We start from the raw sequence: 23,370 nt of genomic DNA on the forward strand, positions 1-23,370 counted from the left end.
GGAATCTTTCCCTATTTAAAAAAGAAAAACCTGCAGATGATTCTACAGGCTCTGATATTTTGATCACCCATTTTATCCGTGGTTCATTTCAGTATATTGATAGATTAAAAAGCTTAAATAATTCCACTCTACAGAGTTCTTGGGATATTTTTTCATAAATTCATCGTTATCACCAAATAAAAAATCATAATTGTCTTCAAAGTCATCCTTGTGAAGCCACATTACTTTATTTCCTTTCTTTACATAATAGGATTTGATAACACCTCCACCAAATGCGGGAGCACCTGTAAAGCCTGTGCTCATTGTTTCTGAAGCGAATGGATCATGGTAAACGGAAATAAGCTCATTAAATTCAGGATTGATAACCTGCATTAAAAAAGCTTTTGGTTCTTTCTTATTTTTTAAAGAAACAATTTGGTTTTCATATAAGACTGCATCATCAGTTACAGATTTACTGTATTTTTTAGTGCTGTAATTTCTCATGTTTGAAATAAATTTCGAAGCTTTCATCGATTTTTCCAACTCAGTAGGATATAGGTACATTTCAGCAATTTCTGCCGCTGTAAATTTTACAGGTTTTTTGGTGTCAACATCTTCTATAGTGATAGAAAGAATCTGCCCTTTTTGCCTTTCCCATGATTTACTGTAACCCTGATGTTCGGTGTTATCCTTTAATATAATGGTGGAAACCTTTTTATCTGTTGCCGTATTGAATCCTTCATTAAATAAATAACGGTTCATTTCTTTCCTTTCTTCCTTAGAATATTTCACTTTTTGAGCAAAAGTGGTTGTACCTGCAACACATAATACAAGTAGTAAAGTTTTCAGTCTCATGTATATAGTTTTTAATTTTGGCGGTAAAAATAACAAATTAATTTACTTCTTCAGATAAAAAGATAGAACAGTGAAATTTAGTTTCTCTAATTATTGTTAAATGCGTAATTTTAAGAAAATTTTTTAGAAATGATATACGGAGTAGATGTTTTTACTTTCCATGATGTTCTGGAAATATGTAAAAAACCTAATAAAGCCAAGCTGAACAAAGCCGCCAAAGACCAAATTTTAAAATCTCAGAAAAACGTACAGCAAATTGTAGAATCCGACAGATGTGTATATGGAATCAATACAGGATTCGGGCCGTTGTGCGATACTAAAATATCAGCAGATGAAACCGCTCAGTTACAGTATAACCTGATTATTTCACATGCAGTAGGGGTAGGAAAACCCATTGAAAAAGAACTTTCTAAAATCATGATGATTGCTAAAGTTCATGCTTTATCAAAAGGATTTTCAGGAGTTTCTCTTGATGTGATTGAGAGAATGATCCTGATGCTTGAAAAGGATATTATTCCTGTAGTTCCTGAGCAAGGGTCTGTGGGAGCATCCGGAGATTTAGCTCCTTTAGCACATCTGGTATTACCTTTATTAGGTCTTGGACAGGTTTGGGAAGGAGATAACGTTTCGGATACCATGGAAGTATTGGAAAAAAATAATCTTGAACCATTAATTCTTGGACCAAAAGAAGGACTAGGGTTGATTAATGGGACACAGTTTATCCTGGCACATGCAATCAAAGGCTTAGAGAAATTTGAATATCTGCTGGATCTTGCTGATATAACTGCTGCCATGAGTATTGAAGCATACAGAGGGTCTGCAAGTCCGTTCAAAAAAGAACTTCATGATATCAGACCATTTGAAGGAAGTAAAAAAGTAGCAGCAAGAATGCTTAAATTTCTGAAAGGATCAGAGAATATGAAAGCTCACGAAGACTGTGAAAGGGTTCAGGATCCTTATTCTATGAGATGTGTGCCACAGGTTCACGGAGCCAGCAGAAATGCGTTTGAACATCTTAAACATATGGCAGAAACAGAATTAAATTCTGTAACCGATAACCCAATTGTATTAAGTGCAGAAGAATCTATCTCTGGAGGAAATTTCCACGGGCAGCTGATGGCTTTACCATTAGATTATGCAACCCTTGCAGCTGCTGAATTAGGAAATATTTCAGACAGAAGAAGTTATTTACTATTGGAAGGAAAATACGGACTTCCGAGATTATTAACAGAAAGCTCGGGATTGAATTCAGGATTTATGATCCCTCAGTATACTTCTGCAGCGTTGGTAACAGAGAATAAAACATTGTGTTTCCCGGCATCTGCAGATTCTATTCCTACAAGTTTAGGACAGGAAGATCACGTTTCTATGGGAAGTATCTCAGGAAGAAAATTCAATCAGGTTCTTGGAAATCTGGTTAATATTTTATCGGTTGAATTAATGTTTGCAGCTCAGGGATTGGAATTCAGAAGACCTTCAAAATGTTCTAAGATCATTGAAGAAAACTTCACGATTCTTCGCTCTAAAGTTGCTAAGCTTGAAGACGACAGATTGATAGGTCAGGATATGCTTGCCATTGCGGAGCTCATCAGGGAAAGAAAGTTTATTGTAAACTAATCAAATAAAACTGAAAAGCTTCCGAAAGGGAGCTTTTCTATTTTACTCTCGTAGATATTACTGATTTCATAGATTGAATAATAAGAGAGTATAATCAATATTATCTATGTAAATAAAATACAAGACGTAGATTTTAAATTTTAATGAAAAAATAATGATAATACAAAGAACCGATTCCAATTCTTCAGATTTTAAAATCCTTGTGAAATCTCTTGATGCCAACCTTGCCGAACATAATGGAGATGATGATGCATTTTTTGCCCAGTTTAATAAAATTGATATGATTAAAAACTGTATCGTAGTTTATATTGATAAAGTTCCTGCAGCGTGTGGTGCCTTCAAGGAATTTACAGAAGATACCGTTGAAATCAAAAGAATGTTTACGAACCCTGAGTTTAGGAAAAGAGGTTTAGGTTCTGCCATTGTAAAAGAATTGGAAAGTTGGGCTAAGGAATTAGGCTATCAAAAGGCAGTTCTTGAAACTTCCAAGGACCTTACCAATGCAATTTCTGTATATGAAAAAAATGGATTCCAAAAAATTCCTAATTATGGACAGTACATTGGGGTAGAGAGCAGTGTATGTTTTGAGAAAGAATTGAAATAGGAAAATAATACTTCAGTTGAAGGAGTTGAAATTCCCGTTCTCTGGAGGAGTACCAAAAATTCAAAGAATTTTTGACAGGGTGGTCTGTTTTATCTATAATTTATACTAATATTCATTAAAAATCACTTATTTAAGAATATTAAACTATTATCTTCAAAATTAATATTCATATAATGCTAAATTCACTTTTTTAAAACTTTTAATTCTCATGAAAGTGTTATATTGTGGCTCCAATCAAAATTATAACATATGAAAAAAAGTGTATTTTTCCTGGCATTATTTTTTGCCTTAAACTCCTGTACACAGGAAGAACTTCGCAATGAGAGTTCAAATATTGAAATGTCTCAGAAAACTCCGTTAACGGAAAAACAAATCAATGAAAGGATCAATCAGGCTATAAAAAAGGATGGAGCTTTCAATTGGAAGAACGAATCTGATCATTTTCTTTGGAGTGCCATTTTCCGTGGCAACAGAATGGTATCTATTGGATTTGGTTCATCCAAAGACGATTTTGACAGAAGTAAATCTCCGGATAACAAAAATATGGAAGAAGAGATTTTAAATCTCATTGAAAAATATGAAGGGAGAGGATCTGCAAGATTTCTCTTGAATTCTGATAAATATCTTAACCAGATGGATGTTACCATCGAAAAGGAGGAAACTATAACAGCTCTTCGCCAGATGAAGAACATCCGGTATGTAGAACCTGCAGACTATCATTATTTCGAAAACGAAGCTAAATACAATACCACCGCAAAATCTTCAGGCAGCGGTTCTTCAGGATGTGGTTTTTCCACAGCTACTTTAAGTGCGGTAGATTATACCTCCACAACGCCAAGTGCAAAAATTCCGTGGGCATTTACCCAACATAATATCCCTGATGCCTGGAGTTACAGTACCGGAGCTGGAGTCACTATCGGTCTTATTGATACAGGAGTTTCTCCGGATCAGTCTTTATTGGGATCCAGCTTTAATAATGGAGCATCGTCAGGAAGAACGATCAGTAAATTCGGGGTTTATAATTCTGATGGTTCCGCGGATCAGTGCGGGCACGGAACTAAAATGGCTTCTGTAATGACTGCTCCTAGAAACAATGCAGGACTTCCAGTAGGAGTTGCTTATAATGCAAATCTTATCGCTTATCGTGCTGCCGAAAATGTTGTACTGGAAACTTCCAGTGAACAAAATGGTGTGAAAACTGCATTTACAGAATTAGGAAATAATACCACTGTAAAGATCATCTCTATGTCTATGGGGCATATTTTTTCAGTAGGAAAAATTGAGGATGGAGTGAAATATGCTTATGCCAGAGGAAAACTGATTTTCTGTGCAGGAGGAACCTCTACCAGCTTTACAAATTTTGTAGGTGTTATTTTCCCAGCTTCAATGTCTGAAACGCAAGCTATAACTGGGGTAAAAGAAGGTACATCCAACCAAAAATGTGATGTTTGCCACTCTGGAAGCCAGATTGATTTTACTTTCCAAATGGAAAGATCGTCAGGAAATACAGTTCCTGTTTTAAGTTATTATAACGGACAGGCTGATTATGTAGGCGGATCTTCAGTAGCAACAGCTGCTACTGCAGGAATTGCAGCGCTGGTTTGGGCTAAAAATCCATCATGGACCAGAGATCAGGTGCTTAATAAAATGAGACAGTCGGCAACGTATTATCCAACTGTTAATTCAAGTTATGGTTATGGAAACATTAATGTCTTGAAAGCAGTACAGTAAATAAATAATAATACTAAAAAAAAGAAAAGGAAACATCTCAGCTGAAGTGTTTCCTTTTTATTATAATATCACATTATCCTATTCTTACGCTTGTCATACTCAGCGAACCACCAATAAGTTCATCATTAAATAGGACTAATTCTTCAGCCTGATCCTTTAACCCTAAAGTGTAGATCAAGGGTAAATAGTGGTCAGGAGTAGGAACAGCGTACTGTAAGGAAGTTCCCTGTTTATGATAATCAATAATCTGCTGAAAATTGCCATCCAGAAGCCAATTGTTGGTTTTTTCACGGGCTTCTATCGCCCAGTCCCAACCAGCTCCTACAGTATTGATGTTCTTCCAATCGATCATACGCAGGTTATGAACAATATTTCCACTTCCTATAATCAGAATTCCTTTCTCACGAAGCTTATTCAGCCTTTTGGCAAGGTCATAATGGTATTGTGGAGGTTTTGTATAATCAATGCTCAGTTGGATTACCGGAATATTGGCATCAGGATATAAGTGTTTGATAACAGACCATGCCCCATGATCCAACCCCCAATTATAATCTTCTTTCACTTCTGCAGGTAATAGAAGTTCAGCAGTCTCTTTGGCGAGTTCCGGACTTCCGGGAGCGGGGTATTGCACTTCAAATAATTCCTTCGGGAATCCATAAAAATCATGGATGGTTTTGGGCATTTCCATAGCGGTAACGAAAGTTCCAGGCGTATACCAATGTGCCGAAATACATAGGATAGCATTCGGTTTTGGAATCTCAGTGGCTGTCTTGCGGAATCCCTGTACAAATTGGTTTTCTTCAATAGCATTCATCGGAGAACCGTGCCCAAGGAATAAAACCGGCATTCTCTGTGTATTGTTGAAACTTTCACTTATATTTTGAAGATCGTTGAGGTTCATAAGGATTGAATATTAATAAAAAAGAAAAGGTCCAAGGTTTTTTAGTAAAAATCCCTGAACCCTTTATAATGTATGTTATCAATTACGCTTGTTTTACAAACTGTAATTCACCAGCGATTTTTACATCATCACTTACCATTACACCTCCTGCTTCAAGAGCTGCATTCCAGTTCAGTCCGAAATCTTTTCTGCTGATTTTTCCTTCAAAAGAGAAACCTGCTTTTGTATTTCCCCATGGGTCTACATTAATTCCACCAAAGTCTACATCTAATGATACAGGTTTTGTAATTCCGTTGATCGTAAGGTTTCCTACCACTTCATTGTTCAGGTTCAGAGAATCAAAAGTGATGGTTGGATGAGCTTCAGCATTGAAGAACTCAGCAGACTTTAAGTGATTATCTCTGTCAGTATTATTAGTGAATACAGAATCCGTTTGGATAGTAGCTGTAGTTTTAGCGTTTGCAAAGAATTCATCTTCAGATTCAATTTCAGCTGTGAAAGTTCTGAAGCTTCCTTTTACATTAGAAATCATCATGTGTTTTACTTTGAAAGTAATCTCACTATGTGTTGGGTCTAAAATCCATTTTGTTGCCATTGTAATTTTGTATTTTTTTGTTATTATTAATGATGCAAATTTAGAACAGAGAGCATATACGAGTCATTGATATAGGATAAGAAATGAAATAATCTCATTTGAATGATGAATTTCCTTTTTTACTTTGTTATACTCAATCTATTTTATCGCGGATAAAATCCTTGCGTCTTAAAAACATACTTTTTTAAACCAACTTTGCGTCTTCGTGTTTCCCCAACTAGCAACACAAAATTCTACTATTAAGTTAAGAAATAATTTCTATCAATGTATTAATTCCATTTTATGAATGTTTTATTTTAACGTTTCTTAACGGATGGTTTTTATTTCTTATTTTTGAGGGATTCAATTTTATACAATGAAATTACATAAATTTTCTTTATTGATGCTTGTTTTGGGTAGCTCAGCATTTGCCCAGACGCAGAAGTTTACAATGGCGGAGGCTGTAAATGGAATGAGAACCAACCTTGCCGTGAAAAATATTTCACAGTTTTCATGGTCTGCAGACGGGAAATCCTATATTCAGTCTGTAAAAGGCGGATATCTGGCTACAGATTTAAAAACAAACAAACAGGATACGCTGATATCTCTGACGCAGCTGAACAGACAGTTTGCAGATAATAAACTGAAATCTGTCCCTTCTATTAAGTTCACAGGAACATCTAGTGGATATTTCAATACAAATGGGAAGATGTTCTGGATTGAAAAATCTGGAAACGACTGGAAAGTAAAGAATTCAGCTACCATAGATCAGGATGCTGCTAATGTAAAAATGTTTGGTGATGGGCAGACTTTTGCCTTTACAGCAAAGAATAATTTATTTGTTAATAAAAACGGGAAAACCATAGCCGTTACCAATGAAGCTAATGAGAATATCATCAGCGGTCAAACTGTTCACAGAAATGAATTTGGGATTGATACCGGAATTTTCCCGGCACCAAACTCTGAAAGTGTAGCATTCTATAAAATGGATCAGACGATGGTGGCAGACTACCCAATTATTGACTGGTCTGTAACCCCAGCTGTAAACCACAACATCAAATACCCAATGGCTGGGCAAACTTCTCATCAGGTAACATTAGGGGTTTTCAATATCAAAACTCAGAATACAACTTTCCTGAAGATTGATGGTGAAAAAGACCAATACCTGACGGCAGTTACCTGGAGCCCTGATTCAAAATATATTTTTGTAGGAGTACTAAACAGAGGGCAGAATCACATGAAGATGAACCAATATGATGCTGCTACAGGGACTCTGGTAAAAACCTTATTTGAAGAAACAGATAATAAATATGTAGAACCCCAGCACCCGCTTACGTTCTTCCCGAATTCAAATACGGATTTCATCTGGCAGAGCCAGAGAACAGGATACAATCATCTGTTCCATTACAATCTTGAAAAAGGATTGGTTGCTCAGATCACAAAAGGGGACTGGCTGGTCACTGAGGTTTTAGGATTTAATGAAAAGAAAAAAGAAATTTTCTTTACTTCTACCAAAGAAACTCCTTTGGAAAGACATTTATATAAGATCAACTGGGCAAACTTCAAGATGGAAAGATTGGACGCTGCTGAAGGAATGCATTTTGGAGTCCTAAGCAATGATGGAAATTATATCTATGATGCTTACAGTAATGGAAATACACCTAGAGTAGGAAATATTATTAATACTTCGAATTTAAAAACGACCAATATTCTTACTTCTGAAAATCCATTAAAGAATTATCAGAGACCGGAAATTAAAAATGTAGAATTAAAGGCTGATGACGGAACTCCTTTATATGGAAAGATCATCTTGCCAACGAACTTTGATCCGAACAAAAAATACCCAACCATTGTTTATCTGTACAACGGACCGCACTTACAGCTGATTACAAACAGCTTCCCAGCTTCCGGAAATCTTTGGTATGAATATATGGCTCAAAACGGATATATTATCTTCACAATGGACGGAAGAGGTTCTGCCAACCGTGGAATGAAGTTTGAGCAGGCTGTTTTCAGAAACCTGGGAACAACGGAGATGAACGACCAAATGAAAGGAGTTGACTATCTTAAATCCCTTCCTTACGTAGATGGTGACAGAATGGGAATTCATGGATGGAGCTTCGGTGGATTTATGACGACAAGCTTCATGCTTCGTAAACCGGATGTATTTAAAGTAGGAGTAGCTGGTGGACCGGTCATTGAATGGAATATGTATGAAATCATGTATGGAGAAAGATATATGGATACTCCACAGGAAAACCCACAAGGATATGCAACGGCTAATCTTTTAGATAAAGTTCAGAATCTGAAAGGAAAACTATTGATGATCCACGGTGCACAAGATGATGTAGTGGTATGGCAGCATTCCATTAAGTTCATTAAATCGGCAGTGGATAATGGAGTTCAGTTAGATTACTTTGCTTATCCCGGACATCCGCATAATGTAATTGGAAAAGACAGGGTTCACCTGATGCAGAAAATCACAGATTATTTTGATCAGTATCTGAAGAAATAATATTAAAATCCAGCCATTTCGGTTGGATTTTTTGTTGGGAAAACGCAAAGGGAAAAAGAGTACTTACTATGATGCTGTTTTAAGTCACAAGGATTTTATCTGTGATAAAATTGAACACTGCTTTATAATTGCCATGGATGGACGAATAAAAAGAATTCAGGTATTCGTGGCAAAAATCAGGGTAAATTTTGTTGAAAATGTTTGATTTTCTTGCGCCTTAAAATATGCGGAATACAGTTTGAAAAAATTACGCCTTTGCGTTTTTCAACCTAATAAAATTAAATTTACTAGTCTTTAAAGCATATTATCGATCTTATCAAACATCAATGCATTTACGTTTCTATAGATGTAAATTTGCCTATATAAAATCAAAATCAACAATATGGAATTAGGGATAGGAATGTTCGGTGATTTGGCTTTTGACCAGTCAACCGGGAAATATAGAGATGCAGGAAACAAAATTCATGAAATATTGGAGCAGGTAAAATTCATGGATGAGGTAGGAATAGATGTTTTTGCGATGGGAGAGCATCACCGTCCGGATTATGCTGTTTCTTCACCGGAAATGATACTGGCTGCAGCGGCAAGCATGACAAAAAATATAAAACTGGCGAGTGGTGTTACGGTTTTAAGCTCATCTGAACCGGTAAAAGTATATGAAGATTTTTCAACATTGGATTTAATTTCAAATGGAAGAGCAGAAATATTCGTAGGACGTGGAAGTTTTATTGAATCATTTCCGCTATATGGCTATTCTTTGAATGATTATGAAGAGCTTTTTGACGAAAAGCTGGATTTATTATTGAAAATCAATTCTGAGGAAAATGTGACCTGGTCAGGAAAGCTTCGTGCCCCAATGAAAGATCAGACGGTATATCCAAGAGCAAAAAATGACGGTAAACTTTCCATTTGGAGAGCGGTAGGAGGAACTCCACAGTCTGTTTTAAGTGCTGCTCAGTTAGGAATGCCATTAGTGGTCGCAATTATTGGGGGAATGCCGATTCAGTTTAAAAACCTGATCGAATTCTACAAACAGGAATATCAAAAAGCAGGGCATGATATGTCTAAAATGCAGATTGCGATTCACTCACATACCTTTGTAAGTGACGATCAGAGTGTGGTAGACGGATATTTCCACAACTATAAGTCTCAGATGGATAGGATAGGGGCTTCCAGAGGCTGGGCTCCTTACACTAAAATGCAGTATGATGGCGGAAGAAGCAAAGATGGAGCATTATTCATCGGAAGTCCGGCTGAGGTAGCAGATAAAATCGCTTATATGAAAGAGCTGTTTGGAATCACAAGATTTATTGGGCATATGGATATTGGTGATCCGGCTCATGATATCATGATGAAATCTATTGAGTTATTCGGGAAAGAAGTGAAACCATTGGTCCAAAACCTGTAATTACAGATACTATTTAACCACAAAAGTCACAAAAGTTTTTGAACACTTTAGTTATTTTTAAGTGACAAAATGTACGCATAAGAAGTACACTCAGGCCTTATGAAAATCTTTGATTTTCAACTAATGTGAACTTTTTAAGCAGTTCAATTGTCAGCCTACTTATGTGAACTAAAGTGTCTCAAAATAAGCTTTTGTGACTTTTGTGGTTTTAAAATTATATGATCTCAATCAGACTTCCTCTTTCCTCATCCTTAATAATATTGAGTGCTGTAGGAATCTTCTCTTTAAGCTCTTCTACGTGAGAGATAATTCCCACAATTCTGTTCTCCTTCATCAGGTTAGTAAGCGTTTCAAATACAATATTTACGGATTCCGTATCCTGAGTCCCGAAACCTTCATCAATAAAGAAGAAATTTTTATCTGCCTGAGCATTGGATTGAACACTTTCCGCTAAGGCTAATGCTAGACTTAAAGATACCTGGAATGCTTGTCCGCCCGAAAGCGTTTTCACACTTCTGCTTCTGCCTTCGTTGAGGTAATCGATGATCTCAAAATCATTATTTTCATTAAGCTGTAAGCTCAATTGATTTCTGGTCATTCTATGGAAACGGGTATTCGCATGATCGCATAGCTGTCTCAGATAGATAGAAGAAACATACTGAACAAAGCCGGCACCTTTAAACAGATTCATCATCAATTTTAGATTTTCAGAGCGTTTCTGAAGCCTTGTTAATTCCTTTAGAAGTTCTTCCTTTTTCTTGTATTCTTTTTCTAATCTTTCCTTTTCAGCGGCCATGGTAACAACAGCATCATTGATTTGTTTTAATTCCGTCTGGGCTTCTCCAAACTGTTTTTCAGCCAATGAAAACTGCTCATCATCAAAGGAAAGATCTTTTAGTTTCAGTTCTAGTGCTTCAATCACTTTTTTCAGGGTTTCAAAATCAATTTTGAATTGCTGGATTTTAGCTCTTGCTTCCTGAATATTGATTTCCTGCTGAAGGATATTTTCTACTTCATTAAATGTTGTAAAATGATTTTCATTTAAAGCCTTATCAATAGTCAGCTGGTTCTCTGAAATTTCTTTTTCAAACTCTACAATCTGTTTTTCGGATTGGCTGACAATTGCTTTTTGTTCTGCAAGCTTAGGGGCAAGATCTTTTTCCTGTTGAGCCGCCTTTTGATAACTTTGTTCTATCTCTGTATTGGATTGTGCTAATTTCTGATGAGCTTCTTCAACTTCTGTTACAGTTTTTTGTGCATAATGCTCCCACTCCAGAATTTTAAGGTTCGAACGGCTGATATTGATTTCTTTCTGCTTCGTAGCCTCTTCCAGCTTGAAAGTTTCCAGAGCATTTTTGTATTTTTCAAGAACTTTACTCTCCTTTTCAAGGTTTTCACGTTCCCGATTGATTGTTTTGTCCGTTTCTTCAATTTTCTTTTCCACAGCGAAAGAATCCAAACGTTTCTTCTCAAAATCGTCCTCATGATCCGGACTGAATGTTTTCCACGTAAACTGTTGAAGATGGGTTTCCATATCCTTTTGGATCTGTTGAAGAACTTTCTGTTCAGAGATTAACTGTTCTTCAAAGATTTTCTTTCTGTCCAGAATTTTATCAACAGCGGTTTCCTGTTGCTGAAGTTGATGAGCTTCCTGTTCAACCGTTTTTATTTTCTTTTCAATTTCCTGTAGCTCAGCATTTACATCATGAAATTCCACAATATGAGGATGCTCCTGAGAACCACAAAGAGGACAAGCTTCTCCATCATGAAGTTCATTCGCAAAACGGGAAAGTTCCTTTTGAATCTTCAGATGATCCAGCTTTTGAGAAAGTTCCTTTTTCTGTACTTCCAGAGCTTCTTTTTTAATATTGAAATCAGCTTTAAAGTTTTCCTGAAGAGCAAAAGGTTTCAGTTCCTCAGCAATCCGTTCAATCTGCTTCTGATGTTTTTCAGTTTTTTCAAGTTGTTCCTGTTGTGATTTTTTGAAATTCTTATGTTGAATAAACCAGTTACCTACATGGGAAAGTAAAGAAGTATCAAGCTTTTGTCCTTTTAAAACATCAAGGTTTTTAGAAAGTTCAGTAATTTTTTTCTGAATGATATCCTTTTGAGCTTCAACTTCTGCTACTTTAGCTGATCCTTTTTGAGTTCTTTCATTAAGCGTTTTGATCTCATCATAAAACTTCAGGATCTGTACAATAAGACTTAAATCGTTTTCCTGTATTTTAGACTGTTCCAAAGCTTTGAATTTCGGTTCCAAAACAATGAGCTGTTCCTTTACAAGATTAAAAGCAATTTCTGTTTCCTGTACAGCTTTAATCTGACCTTCTTTTTCATCCCTTTTTTCAGCAACACTTTTGAAAAGCCTGTTTTTTTCAGTAATTAATGGATTGAAAACACTGAAGGTACGTTCATAGAGCTCTGATTGAGCTTCCAATGCATCCATCTGAGGTTTCTGCTCAGAAAGTTTGTTGAAGTTCTCCCGGTTTTGTTGTAAGCTTTCAAAATCGGTTTTTAAATTTTTCAGTTGTTGATAAGTCTGGGAAACCTTTTCAAACTTGTCATTGGCCTGAACAAGTTTTTTCTGTTCCTCTCTCAAAAGGTCTTTCTGGAGCTGAATTTTTTCCTCACTGATCTCTTCAAAACCTTTCAGCTGACCTTCAAGCTGATCCAGTTCTGATCGGGTTCTGGTATTCAAAGCAGAAACATTATTCTGCAGATCATAACGCTGAAGACTGAAAATTTCCTTCATCATATTCGTTCTGTCTGCAGCACCCAATTCAAGAAATTCCTTAAACTGCCCCTGAGGAATAATGATGGTACGTTTAAAGTTGGAATAGCTTAAACCAATAATCTCTTCTGCATTGGAATGATCCAAAGGAACCCATTTTCCGTTGATGTTCTCATAGAACGCTACAGAATAAGGTTTTACATCCTCGAATTTTTTAGAATTCCGTCTGAAATCCCTGGTAGCACGGAAAAGCTTATTTTCATAATTTATAAAATCAAACTCAATATAGGAGGAATTTGATTTTAAATTCATCATATTATATGCTCTTTTGTCACGCATATTCAGACGTTCCGTTTCACCATATAAAGCAAAAGAAATAGCCTCAAGAACTGAGGATTTTCCGGAACCTACAGCTCCAAAAATACCGAATAATCCAGCTTCCGTAAGATTTTTGAAATCAATGGTCTGACGTTCCTGATAAGAATATAAACCTTCAACGGTTAATTGAATAGGAATCATAGCTTAGGCATTTAAAATTTCGTTAAACAGTTTCATCAGTTCTTCATTGGCTTCCTGGCCTGCATTTTTTGATTTAAAATAATCCTTGAACAATGTTTCTATATTCTGGTTGAGATTAATTTCATGACTTGTTTCTTTCCCAAATTCCTTGTTTTTAACTTTTGGGATAAGGTGTACAATTCCAGTATGAGACTGATAGATCAGCCTTCGTTCATCAGCCGTTAAAAAGGTTTCGCTTTCTAATGTCAGTTCAATAAAAGTATATGGATGTTCTTCCAGCCATTGAACGGTTTCATCAACGGATGTAAACGTTTTTCTTACTAAAGTTCTTCCGCTTTTCAATACCTTTTTTTCATACGAAACGGGTTTTCCCGGTTCAATATCAATAATTGAAACATATTTTGTCTGCCCTGCTTCACTAAAGCTATAGCATAGGGGAGAAGAGGAATAAATTACCGGTTTTTCCTTTGTTCCGATATTCTGAAAACCATGCAGGTGGCCTAAAGCCGTATATTGAATCTGTTCAGGAATACTATCGGAATAAATAAGATCTGCATTCCCGATTTTGATAGGTTTTTCTCCTTCAGGTTCCTCCAAGATCTCAGCCCCTCTTTTATTCATATATAAATGGGCAGTCAGAAGGTTGATTCCGTTTTCATCACAGAACTGGTCTGCAAGATCTTTCCAGGTTCTGGAAAGTACATTATTGATCTCTTCCTCCTTATTTTCTCCCAAATATTCCTTCAAACGGACCTCATTGGCATAAGGAGTATGCAATAGTCGTATAGGAAAATCAATAGTGTTGATCTTCATTTCTATAAAACCTTCTTTTGAATGGGTAATTTTAAAATGTTCTGTTTCAAACGGAACAATTTCTGCTTTGGGATGACCTATTAAAATAATTCCGCATTCTCTGGCCAACGGATCCGGAGCATCGATGAGGTTAGGAGAGTCGTGGTTTCCTGAAATAGCAATTACAGGACGTTTTCCGTTTTGAGATAAACGTTTCAGGGTTTTATAAAAAAGCTCAACAGCTTCTACGGAAGGGTTGAAATTATCAAACAGATCGCCGGCAATAAGGATCATATCAACATGCTCATCATCAGCAATTGTGATGATTTCTTCCATCACTGAAACCTGCTCTTCCAATCGGGAGAAGCGATCCAGTCGTTTTCCTAAATGCCAGTCGGCTGTATGTAGAATTTTCATAAAAAGTGTATCAATGTTTAAAGGAAATATAAGCTTTTAAAAATCATTCGGTTTAATAATAAAAGATTTTCATAGTTTATCATCAGCTTCTTTTGCTTTAAAATCTTGATGAATTTGTTTTAAACGTGCTTTCCTTTCTGCTTCTGCATTTTGTGCTTTGCGCTTTTTCTGGTCGATTTTATTTTTATTTTTTTTTCTGTTTACTTCGTTGTTTTTGCTCATATTTTGGTAACGAATAATTTTAGGGGTAAGAAATAGCTTCATCAAAAATACTAAAGATTAAGAGTTGAAACAATTTTAGTCGTTAAGTCTGATAAAATGTTTTAATTTTACTGCGTTATGGAAGAAAAATCAAAAGATCCTTTACACGGAAAAAGACTTGATGCTATTCTTGAAGAACTTGTAGAATATTATCAGGGGTTTGAGGAATTGGGGAAACAAATTAACATCAAATGTTTTACAGATAACCCAAGTATCAATTCGTCATTGAAATTTTTACGCAAAACAGATTGGGCAAGGGCGAAAGTTGAAAGTTTGTATTTGTATGTTTTAAGACAGAAAAAAAGAGAAGAATCTAGGAAAAAGAAGTAACAAGGCTGGAAGCTGGAAGAATGATGCCGGAAGTTTCTGGTAATCTTATAATTTCTGATAGTTCATGAAAATATTTTTGGGATGGAAAAAAGAGCCGTAATTATTCTTTATGCCCTTCATAGCTTCCTTCTTCTATCTCCAAGCTTTCAACTTAATCAAATCATTTCAAAAACATTATATTTGTGGTGTTAATCGTGAAGGAAAATCACGACAAAAAAAGAAAATATGACAATTGAAAACAATCACGTTGTAGCTGTAAAGTATATACTTCACACAATCGAAGCAGATGGAACTAAAGTTCTAGTAGAAGAAACCACAGCAGAAAACCCACTTACATTTTTGTATGGTGTTGGAATGATGATTCCAAAATTTGAAGAAAATATCCTAGGTTTGAAAGCTGGTGATAAAGCTGCTTTTGTAATTCAGCCTGAAGAAGCTTACGGAGAAAGACAGCCTGATGCTATTGCACAATTACCACTTGAAATGTTCAAAGAATCAGGAACCCCTCCAATTGGAGCCATTTTACCTTTATCAGACAACCAAGGAAATAACTTCCAGGCTTTTGTAGTAGAAATAACTCCGGAAGCTGTAGTAGCAGACCTTAACCACCCAATGGCTGGTAAAGTGTTAGATTTCCAGGTAGAAGTTTTAAACACTCGTCCTGCAACAGAAGAGGAATTATCTCACGGTCACGCTCACGGAATTGACGGAACTGAGGCTCACTAAAAAATAATATAAGTGTCTGATTTTTTCGGACATTTTTTATTGCTTTGGTTTTCACAAAGATCCAGGCTTAAATAAAATAAAAATACCCCGCAGAGCATTCTGTGGGGTATTTCTTATCAGTAATAATAGTCAAATAGTGCTTGGCATTCCCCTCCGACGGAGTGGTGTCAAATCAAAGATTTGACGAAATAGTTTATTTCACAGTCTTATTCCGTATCATACTCCGTCACATCAATAAAGGTAAGGAACCATTTTCCTTCAATCTTTGTCATGACAAATCGAAATCCATTAATAGGAGCACTCTCCTTAGTATTCTCAGCAAGTGTTACAAAAACCACATTTTTAGGATTGGAATTGATTTTAAAAATCTCCTGATCTTTTACAGAATACTGGGACAAGAATTTATTTGCATAAGCATTTACAGCATTAGAATTAAATTGTACAGATAATCCTTCTTTTTTCCACTTTTTGTGGTTTAAATCATATTCAAAAGCAGTATCAAACTGGATTGGAGACTGATTTCTGATATTCCATGCTTTTTGAATGTAGCCTAGTGACCTATTGAAATTTATATCCTCATTTAAAACAAATCCAAGATCTCCACCACTTTTAAAAAGGACACCAACACCATAAGTGGGGTTCACATATTTATTCATGATATCACCGTTCTTGGTTTGAAACCCTTTTAAAATGTCAGTTACAGCAATGGAAATCTCCTTTTTATCCTCAGCAGTTTGGGCATTGAAAATACTAAAGCTGCAAAGCATGAGCAGCAATGTGTACATAAAATTCTTCTTCATATTATTAGTCTAAAAATTCACCTGAAACATAGTACCAGTGCTCATGCATTTTCTGAAAGACAGAAAATTCGTGATGGATTTGCTGATGACCGTCCTGGTCTGTATAGTAAGCCTTAAACTCTACATGGTTTAAAGCGGGAGTCTGAATGATTTCGAGTTTTGTCCATTCATTAATCTCACCCCACTCTTGTAAATCCTTTTTGTTATGGTATTTTCGTTTTCCCGGCAGAGTAGTTTCCATTAAATATTCACCGTTCGGGATCGCAAAGGCTGAGAATCGGGAACGCATCAATGCTTCAGCTGTTGGAGCATGTTTTTCTCCTGTATGATAAGGCTTGCAGCATTCTTCATAGGATTTTCCTGAACAGCAGGGACAATTCATCTTTCTTATTTAAAATTTTAAGCCACAAAAATAGAATAAATATCAATAGGAATGGGCTTTAATCTGTTCTAAAATAGTGTAATCATTCTATCAGTTTTAGTTCAAACTTATTCTAAAACCTCAGAAATTATCTTTCAGATATGTTTTTCCTCGTTTTTGTCATTCCGTAGGAATTCAAACTATAATTTTTGAATACCTATGTTGAGATTCTTCGTTCGTCAGAAATCTAAGATTAGACGTAGTCAATGAGAATTCAGATGTTTATTTTCCTGTTTTAAATTGAATTTTTAGATGAATATATTCAATAGAAACGGGCTTTAGCTCATTCTAACTAATGTAATCAATCCATTGGCTTTAGCCAAAACTTATTTTCCATTGAACTGATATTTCAGGTTTTAGTCAAAAAAAAGAAGCACTCTTAAAAGAATGCTTCAATTGTATTATTTAATAAACCCTCTGTTTCTTAATAAAGGCTTGATATCCGGATCGTGTCCTGTGAAATCTCTGAATGCCTGGTTAAGATCTACAGAATTTCCTACGGAAAGAATATATTTTCTGAAACGGTCGCCGTTTTCTCTGGTTAATCCACCGTTGTTGCTGATCCATTCCCATGCATCGTTATCCAGTGTTTCGGACCATAGATAAGCATAATATCCAGCCGAATATCCGCCACCCCAGATGTGAGCAAAATAAGGCGTATGATATCTTGGCGGAACCGTTGCTAAAGTAAATCCGTGCTTGTTTAAAGATTGTTTTTCGAAATCTAAAACAGGGATCAACTGGCTTTCATTCGTTACAGAATGCCAATCCATGTCTAAAGCAGCTGCAGAAATCAATTCTGTAGTCATATAACCTTGGTTGAAGGTAGCCGCTTTTTTAATTTTATCTACCAGAGCTTGAGGAATAGGTTGTTTTGTTTCATAATGAACTGCGTAGTTCTTTATAACCATAGGATCCAGTGCCCAGTGCTCATTGATCTGAGAAGGGAATTCTACAAAGTCTCTTGGTACATTGGTTCCTGAAAGAGATGGATATTTCTGGCTTGCAAACATTCCGTGGATAGAGTGCCCAAACTCATGGAAAATAGTTGAAACATCATCAAAACTAATTAATGAAGGTTTTCCCGGAGCTGGTTTTTGATAATTGTAGCAATTTACAATTACCGGTTTTGTTCCCATAAGGTAAGACTGCTCTACAAAGTTACTCATCCATGCACCTCCGTTTTTAGAATCTCTTGTGTAGAAATCCAGATAATAGATAGCGATAGATTTTCCATCATGATCAAAAACCTCATAAGTTACTACATCCGGGTGATAAACAGGAAGATCTGTTCTCTTTTTGAAAGTTAATCCATAGAATTTTTCAGCAGCGAAGAAGACTCCTTTTTCTAAAACCGTTGTGATTTCGAAATAAGGTTTAATCTCACTCTCATCAAGATCAAATTTAGCTTTTCTTACCTGTTCAGCATAGAAATTCCAGTCCCAAGGTTCAACCTTGAAACCTCCTTTTTGCTGATCGATAAGATCCTGAATATCTTTAGCTTCACGCCTTGCTGTTTCTACAGCTGGTGTAGCCACCTGATTCATTAGTTTCGTAGCAGCTTCCGGGGTTTTTGCCATTTGATCCTGAAGCTTCCATTCTGCAAAATTCTTTTTACCAAGAATCTGAGCTTTCTTCAGTCTGATCTTAGCCAGTTTTTCAATAGTTTCTCTTGTATCGTTAGCATCACCTTTTTCAGCTCTTGTCCATGAAGCTTTGAATAGCTTTTCTCTGGTTGTTCTGTTTTTCAGGTTTTGTAAAAGAGGCTGTTGAGTTGTATTTTGTAAGGCAAGAAGATATTTACCCGGTTGTCCTGCTGTTTTAGCATCAGCTGCAGCCGCTGCAATTTCGTCAGCAGAAAGTCCGTCCAGTTCCTTTGCATCAGAAAAGAATACCCCTCCCTGCTTTCTTGCTTCCAATAATTTATTAGCATATTGTGTAGAAAGTGAAGCAAGCTCCTGATTGATCTGCTTTAATGTTTCTTTATCTGCAGCAGAAAGGTTCGCTCCTGCAATCTCAAAGTTTTGTTTATAATACTGTACCAATCTCTTGCTTTCAGGGTCAAGTCCGTCTTCTTTGATTGATTTGATTCTTTTATAAAGATTTTCATTCAGATACATTTTGTCAGAATGTGCTGCAAAAATAGGAGCATATTCTTCATCCAAAGCCTGTAGAGTAGGGTTTGTATTGGCACTGGTAAGATTAGAAAAAACAATTTGTGCTCTTCTCAATACTTCACCACTTTTTTCCAATGCAACAATAGTATTTTCGAAAGTAGGGGAAGCTGGATTATTGGCAATTTTTTCAATTTCGGCAGCATGTTGCTTCAATCCGAATTCAAAAGCCGGTTTAAAATGTTCGTTTTTAATTTTGTCAAACTCCGGAGCTTCGTACTGAAGCTTGCTCTTCTTCATAAAAGGGTTTGAAGATAATGATGGATCAGGGGCAGGAAGTTCCTGTTGAGTATCGGTCTGTTTCATTGTAGTACAAGATTGATTGAACGCCAAGGCAGAAATTAATAATACCGATGAAATATTCTTCATAAATATAGTTGTTATTAAAGCATAAAGATATTAAAAACTTGCCTTACAGTGGTTATTTTGAGCTATGTATTTAATAAAACGGTTGTTTGGAATATTTTTATATCAACAGGAATATAAACCTTTACTTTCATAAAATATTTTCCAGCTGTTGAATTATACAGACTAAAAGGATAATGAGAAGAAGATGTAATATTTTTTATATTTTAGTTGTTATTAAATTATAATCAAAAAAATAATATATAAAAAAAATAAACATGAAAAAAAGAACTCTTTTTATTTTTTCAGCCTTAGTGGTATTAGCCTCATGTAATGAAAGACATGAGAAAAAAAACAAAGAAAAAAGTGGCTGGGTAGAGAAGGTTGTCAATAAAGATTCAGGGCCCATTCAGCAGAGAGAATTCAATGGGGATTTTGACGAAATTCAGGTTTCTCAGGCAATAGAAGCAGAAATTATAAAGTCTGATACAGAAAAAGTAGTGATTTCAGCACCTCAAAATATCATCGATGAAATTCTTGTAGAAAATGAAGGTGGTAAACTGCATATTCATTACAAGTCGGGGATCAGAGTGATGAATATTAATAAAGTTACTGCAAAAATTTATACCCGAGACTTCACAAAGTTAATTGCAGAATCAGCGGCAAGCATTGATGTGAAAGATAAATTTACTCAGGAAAAAACAAGTGTTGAGGCTTCAAGTGCAGGAAGTATCTCGGGAAATTTGGAAGCTAATGACTTCAATATTAATACAGGCAGCAGCAGTCATTTCAGTGGGGAAATCTGGGCTGTAAATCTTGATATAGAATCTTCATCAGGATCAAGCATCGATATTTCCGGAAAAGCTAAACATGGGGAGATCAGCTCTTCTTCCGGAAGTAGCATTTCAGCTAAAGGCGTTATTGTAGATAATTTGGAAGCTGATGCATCCAGTGGAGCCAGTATTCAGATCAGTGCCGTATCTTCAGTTAAGGCAGAAGCCTCTTCAGGAGGAAGTGTAGATATCTCCAAAAAAGGAGACCTTAAAACAATCAGTAAAGAAGAAAGCAGTGGTGGAAGTGTAAACATCCAATAAATTAATCTTGGGATTCTTCCTCATCTTCTTCCTCAGTGGATGAGGAACCTTCCCAGTTTTTAGTATCAAAATTAAGATTATCATAAGCTAATAATTCCTCTTCACGCTGGAGGATTTCTTTTGTACTGAATAAAGCAACATCTTGATCTTCTGTCATCTTTGCAAGCTTTCTGACGGAAGCCTTATCAATAGCCATGAATCTCTGCCCAAGACGCCTTGCAGCATATTTTCTCATTCCGGCTTCATGAAGTACATCTACAGCCATATCTACGGCTGTTCCCAATGTTTCCCGATAAATATGATTGATTCCATTATTAAGATATTCATAGGCATCAATTCTGTTTTTTGCTCTTACAAAGATTTTTACTTCCGGATAATGCTCACGAACAAGTTCTGCAATAAACATATTGTCGTCAGGATCATCAAGACATAATACCAGAATTTCAGCATCCTCAATTCCAGCAGCTCTTAGAATAGGAATTCTGGTGGCATCTCCATAATAAACCTTAAAGCCATAGCTTCTTAAAAGCTTCACACGGTCAGAATCCCTGTCCAAAACCGTTGCTGATACTTTATTGGCTTTTAAAAGACGCCCTACAGTACTTCCAAAGTGTCCAAAACCTACAATAATAATCTTCTTCTGGCTTACATCACTGTCCAGAATATTGTAATCGTGCTCCTCTTCGGGAATTTCCCGGATAAACTTCGGAGTAATAAACTTATCATTGATAATAAGTAGAATAGGAGTGATGCACATGGTAATAGCTGTTACAGCCATCAGTTGGGCATTCAACTCGGGGCTTAAGAGATAAAGATCCGAAGCATAATTAATAAGGACAAAGGCAAATTCTCCCACCTGCGAAAGAGCGAAGGCATAGAAAAGACTTTGTGGAGTATCTATTTTATAGAATTTTCCAATAGTATACAGGACCAAAAACTTTATGGCCAATACTGCGAATACAGTGCTGAAAATAAATAATGGGTCCTTTTGAATGATATTAAAATTGATTGTTGATCCCACGCTGACAAAAAATACAGCCAGCAATAGCCCTTTAAAAGGATTGATCTGCGCTTCAAGCTCATGTCTGAACTCGCTGTTGGCCAGCATTACCCCGGCAAGGAAAGCTCCTAATGCAGGAGAAAGCCCAATAACAACCATCAGTTCAGATACCCCAATAACGAGGAATAGGGAAGAAGCTGTTAACAGTTCTGCCATTCCGGATTTTGATACATACCGTAAAAAAGGAACAAACACATATCTGCCCAATAAAATTAATAAAGCAACTCCAAGAATTACTGTTCCTGCCTGAAGCCATTGAGGAAGCTTTTGAATGAGGATCTGAATTTCATTATCATGATGCTTCGCTTTATAGTTGGCAATAATTGGGAGAATGGCCAAAATAGGAATCACCGAAATATCCTGAAATAATAAGGTGGAGAATGATGCTTCCCCAGCTGTAGTTTTAAAGTTGTTCTTTTCCTGTAACGTTTGCAGTACAATAGCCGTAGAAGATAGCGCGAAACACATGGCAACAGCAATAGCCTTATCTATTCTCCAACCCACACTGATGAACACAAGAAATAATAATAAAATAGTCAGAAGCATTTGCGTGAGCCCCAATCCCATAATTTTCTTCCGCATCTCCCAGAACTTTCGGGGTTCCAGTTCCAGACCAACAATGAACAGAAGCATGATTACTCCGAATTCACTGGCATGCATAATATCATTAACATTATTTCCCGTAAGCCGGAGGACATAGGGGCCAATGATAATTCCTCCTAAAATATAACCAATTACTGAACTTAATCCCAATTTTCTGGCCAGTGGAACCATGATAATGGCTACACCCAGAAAAATTAATGTGTTCATCGCTAAGCTGGACTCCATATATTACTGATTGAGAAGTTCTGTAAACTCTTTTTTATGCAGAATAATTTCTTTTTTTGACAATTTATTGGCCTCGTAAACAATCTTGATATGTTTGATATCAGCCTTGAAAACCTTTAACGAAACAATCAATCCGCTAATTAGTTCATCTACAGTATATTGATACGTCCCGGTTTTACTGAAAGACCTTTCTTTTCCCCCAGTGGTTATCAGAATATAAACTTCTTTATTTTCAAGTGGATTATGTTTTCCGGGCTGAAGCCAGTCACGATCAAAAACTTCATCAATCCATAATCTTAACAAAGGTGGCATCCCGAACCAGATCAATGGAAACTGAAACACAAAGCGATCATAGTTGGCTAAACGCTTTCTTTCCCTGAAGGCGGCAATATGGAAATCAGGATATTCTTCATAAAGATCTCTTAAGGTATAATGCTGGTGGCGAACGTAGAAATTGATGAGCTCTACATTCGAATTGGAGTGCTCCAGATAAGGGTGTGCAAATACTACCAGCGTCTTCTTCATAATCCTGTTTTTAGTAAAAATACTAAAAAAATATTGAATAAAAGGTAGGCTTTGTGTTGATTTGTTAATTTTTTAATATGAGAATATAGGTTAAATGTTAATTAAAATCAAAGAAACGTAGTTATTTTAAGTTTTTAAATAAAAAATCAGGTCGTTAAGACCT

19 protein-coding genes are annotated in these 23,370 nt (G+C 36.1%); 8 read left to right on the forward strand and 11 right to left on the reverse strand.

Features of this window, described 5'->3' with window-relative positions; translation table 11 throughout:
* Positions 1-72: 72 nt before the first annotated feature.
* Positions 73-834: a hypothetical protein gene (locus CHSO_RS04310; protein ID WP_045492694.1), complete on the reverse strand. Its 762-nt coding sequence runs from the start codon at positions 832-834 to the stop codon at positions 73-75.
* A gap of 129 nt (positions 835-963) precedes the next feature.
* Between CHSO_RS04310 and hutH the strand changes: the two genes are divergently transcribed.
* From hutH to CHSO_RS04325, 3 genes are all read left to right on the forward strand, one after another.
* Positions 964-2,451, forward strand: a complete 1,488-nt coding sequence (gene hutH, locus CHSO_RS04315; RefSeq protein WP_045492697.1) for a histidine ammonia-lyase — start codon at positions 964-966, stop codon at positions 2,449-2,451.
* Between the two features lie 154 nt (positions 2,452-2,605).
* Positions 2,606-3,055 carry a GNAT family N-acetyltransferase gene (locus CHSO_RS04320; protein WP_045492699.1) on the forward strand — a complete coding sequence of 150 codons (450 nt, stop codon included), beginning with the start codon at positions 2,606-2,608 and terminating at the stop codon, positions 3,053-3,055.
* A gap of 249 nt (positions 3,056-3,304) precedes the next feature.
* Positions 3,305-4,786 (forward strand): S8 family peptidase, encoded by a 1,482-nt coding sequence (locus tag CHSO_RS04325; protein WP_045492702.1) that lies wholly within the window; start codon positions 3,305-3,307, stop codon positions 4,784-4,786.
* Positions 4,787-4,859: 73 nt separating this feature from the next.
* Here CHSO_RS04325 and ygiD read toward each other — a convergent pair whose 3' ends face one another.
* The gene (gene ygiD, locus CHSO_RS04330) at positions 4,860-5,687 is read right to left on the reverse strand and encodes a 4,5-DOPA dioxygenase extradiol (RefSeq protein WP_045492704.1); all 828 of its coding nucleotides are present in this window, start codon (positions 5,685-5,687) and stop codon (positions 4,860-4,862) included.
* 82 nt (positions 5,688-5,769) lie between these two features.
* Positions 5,770-6,282 carry a YceI family protein gene (locus CHSO_RS04335; protein ID WP_045492707.1) on the reverse strand — a complete coding sequence of 171 codons (513 nt, stop codon included), beginning with the start codon at positions 6,280-6,282 and terminating at the stop codon, positions 5,770-5,772.
* Positions 6,283-6,637: 355 nt separating this feature from the next.
* On the opposite strand from CHSO_RS04335, the gene CHSO_RS04340 reads away from it, so the two are divergent.
* On the forward strand, positions 6,638-8,776 hold the full coding sequence (locus CHSO_RS04340; protein ID WP_045492710.1) for a S9 family peptidase: 2,139 nt from the start codon (positions 6,638-6,640) through the stop codon (positions 8,774-8,776).
* 382 nt (positions 8,777-9,158) lie between these two features.
* On the forward strand, positions 9,159-10,184 hold the full coding sequence (locus CHSO_RS04345; RefSeq protein WP_045492713.1) for an LLM class flavin-dependent oxidoreductase: 1,026 nt from the start codon (positions 9,159-9,161) through the stop codon (positions 10,182-10,184).
* A gap of 214 nt (positions 10,185-10,398) precedes the next feature.
* On the opposite strand, the gene CHSO_RS04350 is transcribed toward CHSO_RS04345, so the two are convergent.
* From CHSO_RS04350 to CHSO_RS25845, 3 genes are all read right to left on the reverse strand, one after another.
* Positions 10,399-13,434: an AAA family ATPase gene (locus CHSO_RS04350; RefSeq protein ID WP_045492716.1), complete on the reverse strand. Its 3,036-nt coding sequence runs from the start codon at positions 13,432-13,434 to the stop codon at positions 10,399-10,401.
* 3 nt (positions 13,435-13,437) lie between these two features.
* On the reverse strand, positions 13,438-14,643 hold the full coding sequence (locus tag CHSO_RS04355; protein WP_045492719.1) for an exonuclease SbcCD subunit D: 1,206 nt from the start codon (positions 14,641-14,643) through the stop codon (positions 13,438-13,440).
* A 69-nt stretch (positions 14,644-14,712) separates the two neighbouring features.
* A complete protein-coding gene (locus tag CHSO_RS25845) occupies positions 14,713-14,865 on the reverse strand; it encodes a hypothetical protein (RefSeq protein WP_171817599.1) in 153 nt (50 codons plus the stop codon).
* Between the two features lie 117 nt (positions 14,866-14,982).
* Here CHSO_RS25845 and CHSO_RS04365 point away from each other — a divergent pair, with 117 nt between their 5' ends.
* Together CHSO_RS04365 and CHSO_RS04370 are read left to right on the forward strand one after the other, a co-directional pair.
* Complete coding sequence (locus tag CHSO_RS04365; RefSeq protein WP_045492724.1) at positions 14,983-15,234, forward strand: VF530 family DNA-binding protein; 252 nt, start codon at positions 14,983-14,985, stop codon at positions 15,232-15,234.
* 225 nt (positions 15,235-15,459) lie between these two features.
* Complete coding sequence (locus CHSO_RS04370) at positions 15,460-15,960, forward strand: peptidylprolyl isomerase (protein WP_045492728.1); 501 nt, start codon at positions 15,460-15,462, stop codon at positions 15,958-15,960.
* A gap of 206 nt (positions 15,961-16,166) precedes the next feature.
* Here CHSO_RS04370 and CHSO_RS04375 read toward each other — a convergent pair whose 3' ends face one another.
* The 3 genes from CHSO_RS04375 to CHSO_RS04385 form a co-directional block, all read right to left on the reverse strand.
* On the reverse strand, positions 16,167-16,760 hold the full coding sequence (locus CHSO_RS04375) for a hypothetical protein (RefSeq protein ID WP_144428847.1): 594 nt from the start codon (positions 16,758-16,760) through the stop codon (positions 16,167-16,169).
* A 4-nt stretch (positions 16,761-16,764) separates the two neighbouring features.
* Positions 16,765-17,142: a YchJ family protein gene (locus CHSO_RS04380; RefSeq protein WP_045492734.1), complete on the reverse strand. Its 378-nt coding sequence runs from the start codon at positions 17,140-17,142 to the stop codon at positions 16,765-16,767.
* A gap of 440 nt (positions 17,143-17,582) precedes the next feature.
* Positions 17,583-19,724, reverse strand: coding sequence for a M3 family metallopeptidase (locus CHSO_RS04385; protein WP_045492737.1), 2,142 nt, complete (start codon positions 19,722-19,724; stop codon positions 17,583-17,585).
* 254 nt (positions 19,725-19,978) lie between these two features.
* Between CHSO_RS04385 and CHSO_RS04390 the strand changes: the two genes are divergently transcribed.
* Positions 19,979-20,794 carry a GIN domain-containing protein gene (locus tag CHSO_RS04390; RefSeq protein ID WP_045492741.1) on the forward strand — a complete coding sequence of 272 codons (816 nt, stop codon included), beginning with the start codon at positions 19,979-19,981 and terminating at the stop codon, positions 20,792-20,794.
* Between the two features lies 1 nt (position 20,795).
* Here CHSO_RS04390 and CHSO_RS04395 read toward each other — a convergent pair whose 3' ends face one another.
* Together CHSO_RS04395 and CHSO_RS04400 are read right to left on the reverse strand one after the other, a co-directional pair.
* Positions 20,796-22,682: a monovalent cation:proton antiporter-2 (CPA2) family protein gene (locus CHSO_RS04395; RefSeq protein ID WP_045492744.1), complete on the reverse strand. Its 1,887-nt coding sequence runs from the start codon at positions 22,680-22,682 to the stop codon at positions 20,796-20,798.
* 3 nt (positions 22,683-22,685) lie between these two features.
* Positions 22,686-23,207 carry an NAD(P)H-dependent oxidoreductase gene (locus CHSO_RS04400; RefSeq protein WP_045492747.1) on the reverse strand — a complete coding sequence of 174 codons (522 nt, stop codon included), beginning with the start codon at positions 23,205-23,207 and terminating at the stop codon, positions 22,686-22,688.
* Positions 23,208-23,370: the final 163 nt, after the last annotated feature.

Source organism: Chryseobacterium sp. StRB126 (assembly GCF_000829375.1).
In the GTDB taxonomy this organism is placed as follows: Bacteria; Bacteroidota; Bacteroidia; order Flavobacteriales; family Weeksellaceae; genus Chryseobacterium.

Excerpts from the sequence above, each read along its gene's own strand:
- CHSO_RS04310 (WP_045492694.1), bottom strand. The coding sequence starts at position 834 with ATGAGACTGAAAACTTTACTACTTGTATTATGTGTTGCAGGTACAACC.
- hutH (WP_045492697.1), top strand. The coding sequence starts at position 964 with ATGATATACGGAGTAGATGTTTTTACTTTCCATGATGTTCTGGAAATA.
- CHSO_RS04320 (WP_045492699.1), top strand. The coding sequence starts at position 2,606 with ATGATAATACAAAGAACCGATTCCAATTCTTCAGATTTTAAAATCCTT.
- CHSO_RS04325 (WP_045492702.1), top strand. The coding sequence starts at position 3,305 with ATGAAAAAAAGTGTATTTTTCCTGGCATTATTTTTTGCCTTAAACTCC.
- ygiD (WP_045492704.1), bottom strand. The coding sequence starts at position 5,687 with ATGAACCTCAACGATCTTCAAAATATAAGTGAAAGTTTCAACAATACA.
- CHSO_RS04335 (WP_045492707.1), bottom strand. The coding sequence starts at position 6,282 with ATGGCAACAAAATGGATTTTAGACCCAACACATAGTGAGATTACTTTC.
- CHSO_RS04340 (WP_045492710.1), top strand. The coding sequence starts at position 6,638 with ATGAAATTACATAAATTTTCTTTATTGATGCTTGTTTTGGGTAGCTCA.
- CHSO_RS04345 (WP_045492713.1), top strand. The coding sequence starts at position 9,159 with ATGGAATTAGGGATAGGAATGTTCGGTGATTTGGCTTTTGACCAGTCA.
- CHSO_RS04350 (WP_045492716.1), bottom strand. The coding sequence starts at position 13,434 with ATGATTCCTATTCAATTAACCGTTGAAGGTTTATATTCTTATCAGGAA.
- CHSO_RS04355 (WP_045492719.1), bottom strand. The coding sequence starts at position 14,643 with ATGAAAATTCTACATACAGCCGACTGGCATTTAGGAAAACGACTGGAT.
- CHSO_RS25845 (WP_171817599.1), bottom strand. The coding sequence starts at position 14,865 with ATGAGCAAAAACAACGAAGTAAACAGAAAAAAAAATAAAAATAAAATC.
- CHSO_RS04365 (WP_045492724.1), top strand. The coding sequence starts at position 14,983 with ATGGAAGAAAAATCAAAAGATCCTTTACACGGAAAAAGACTTGATGCT.
- CHSO_RS04370 (WP_045492728.1), top strand. The coding sequence starts at position 15,460 with ATGACAATTGAAAACAATCACGTTGTAGCTGTAAAGTATATACTTCAC.
- CHSO_RS04375 (WP_144428847.1), bottom strand. The coding sequence starts at position 16,760 with ATGAAGAAGAATTTTATGTACACATTGCTGCTCATGCTTTGCAGCTTT.
- CHSO_RS04380 (WP_045492734.1), bottom strand. The coding sequence starts at position 17,142 with ATGAATTGTCCCTGCTGTTCAGGAAAATCCTATGAAGAATGCTGCAAG.
- CHSO_RS04385 (WP_045492737.1), bottom strand. The coding sequence starts at position 19,724 with ATGAAGAATATTTCATCGGTATTATTAATTTCTGCCTTGGCGTTCAAT.
- CHSO_RS04390 (WP_045492741.1), top strand. The coding sequence starts at position 19,979 with ATGAAAAAAAGAACTCTTTTTATTTTTTCAGCCTTAGTGGTATTAGCC.
- CHSO_RS04395 (WP_045492744.1), bottom strand. The coding sequence starts at position 22,682 with ATGGAGTCCAGCTTAGCGATGAACACATTAATTTTTCTGGGTGTAGCC.
- CHSO_RS04400 (WP_045492747.1), bottom strand. The coding sequence starts at position 23,207 with ATGAAGAAGACGCTGGTAGTATTTGCACACCCTTATCTGGAGCACTCC.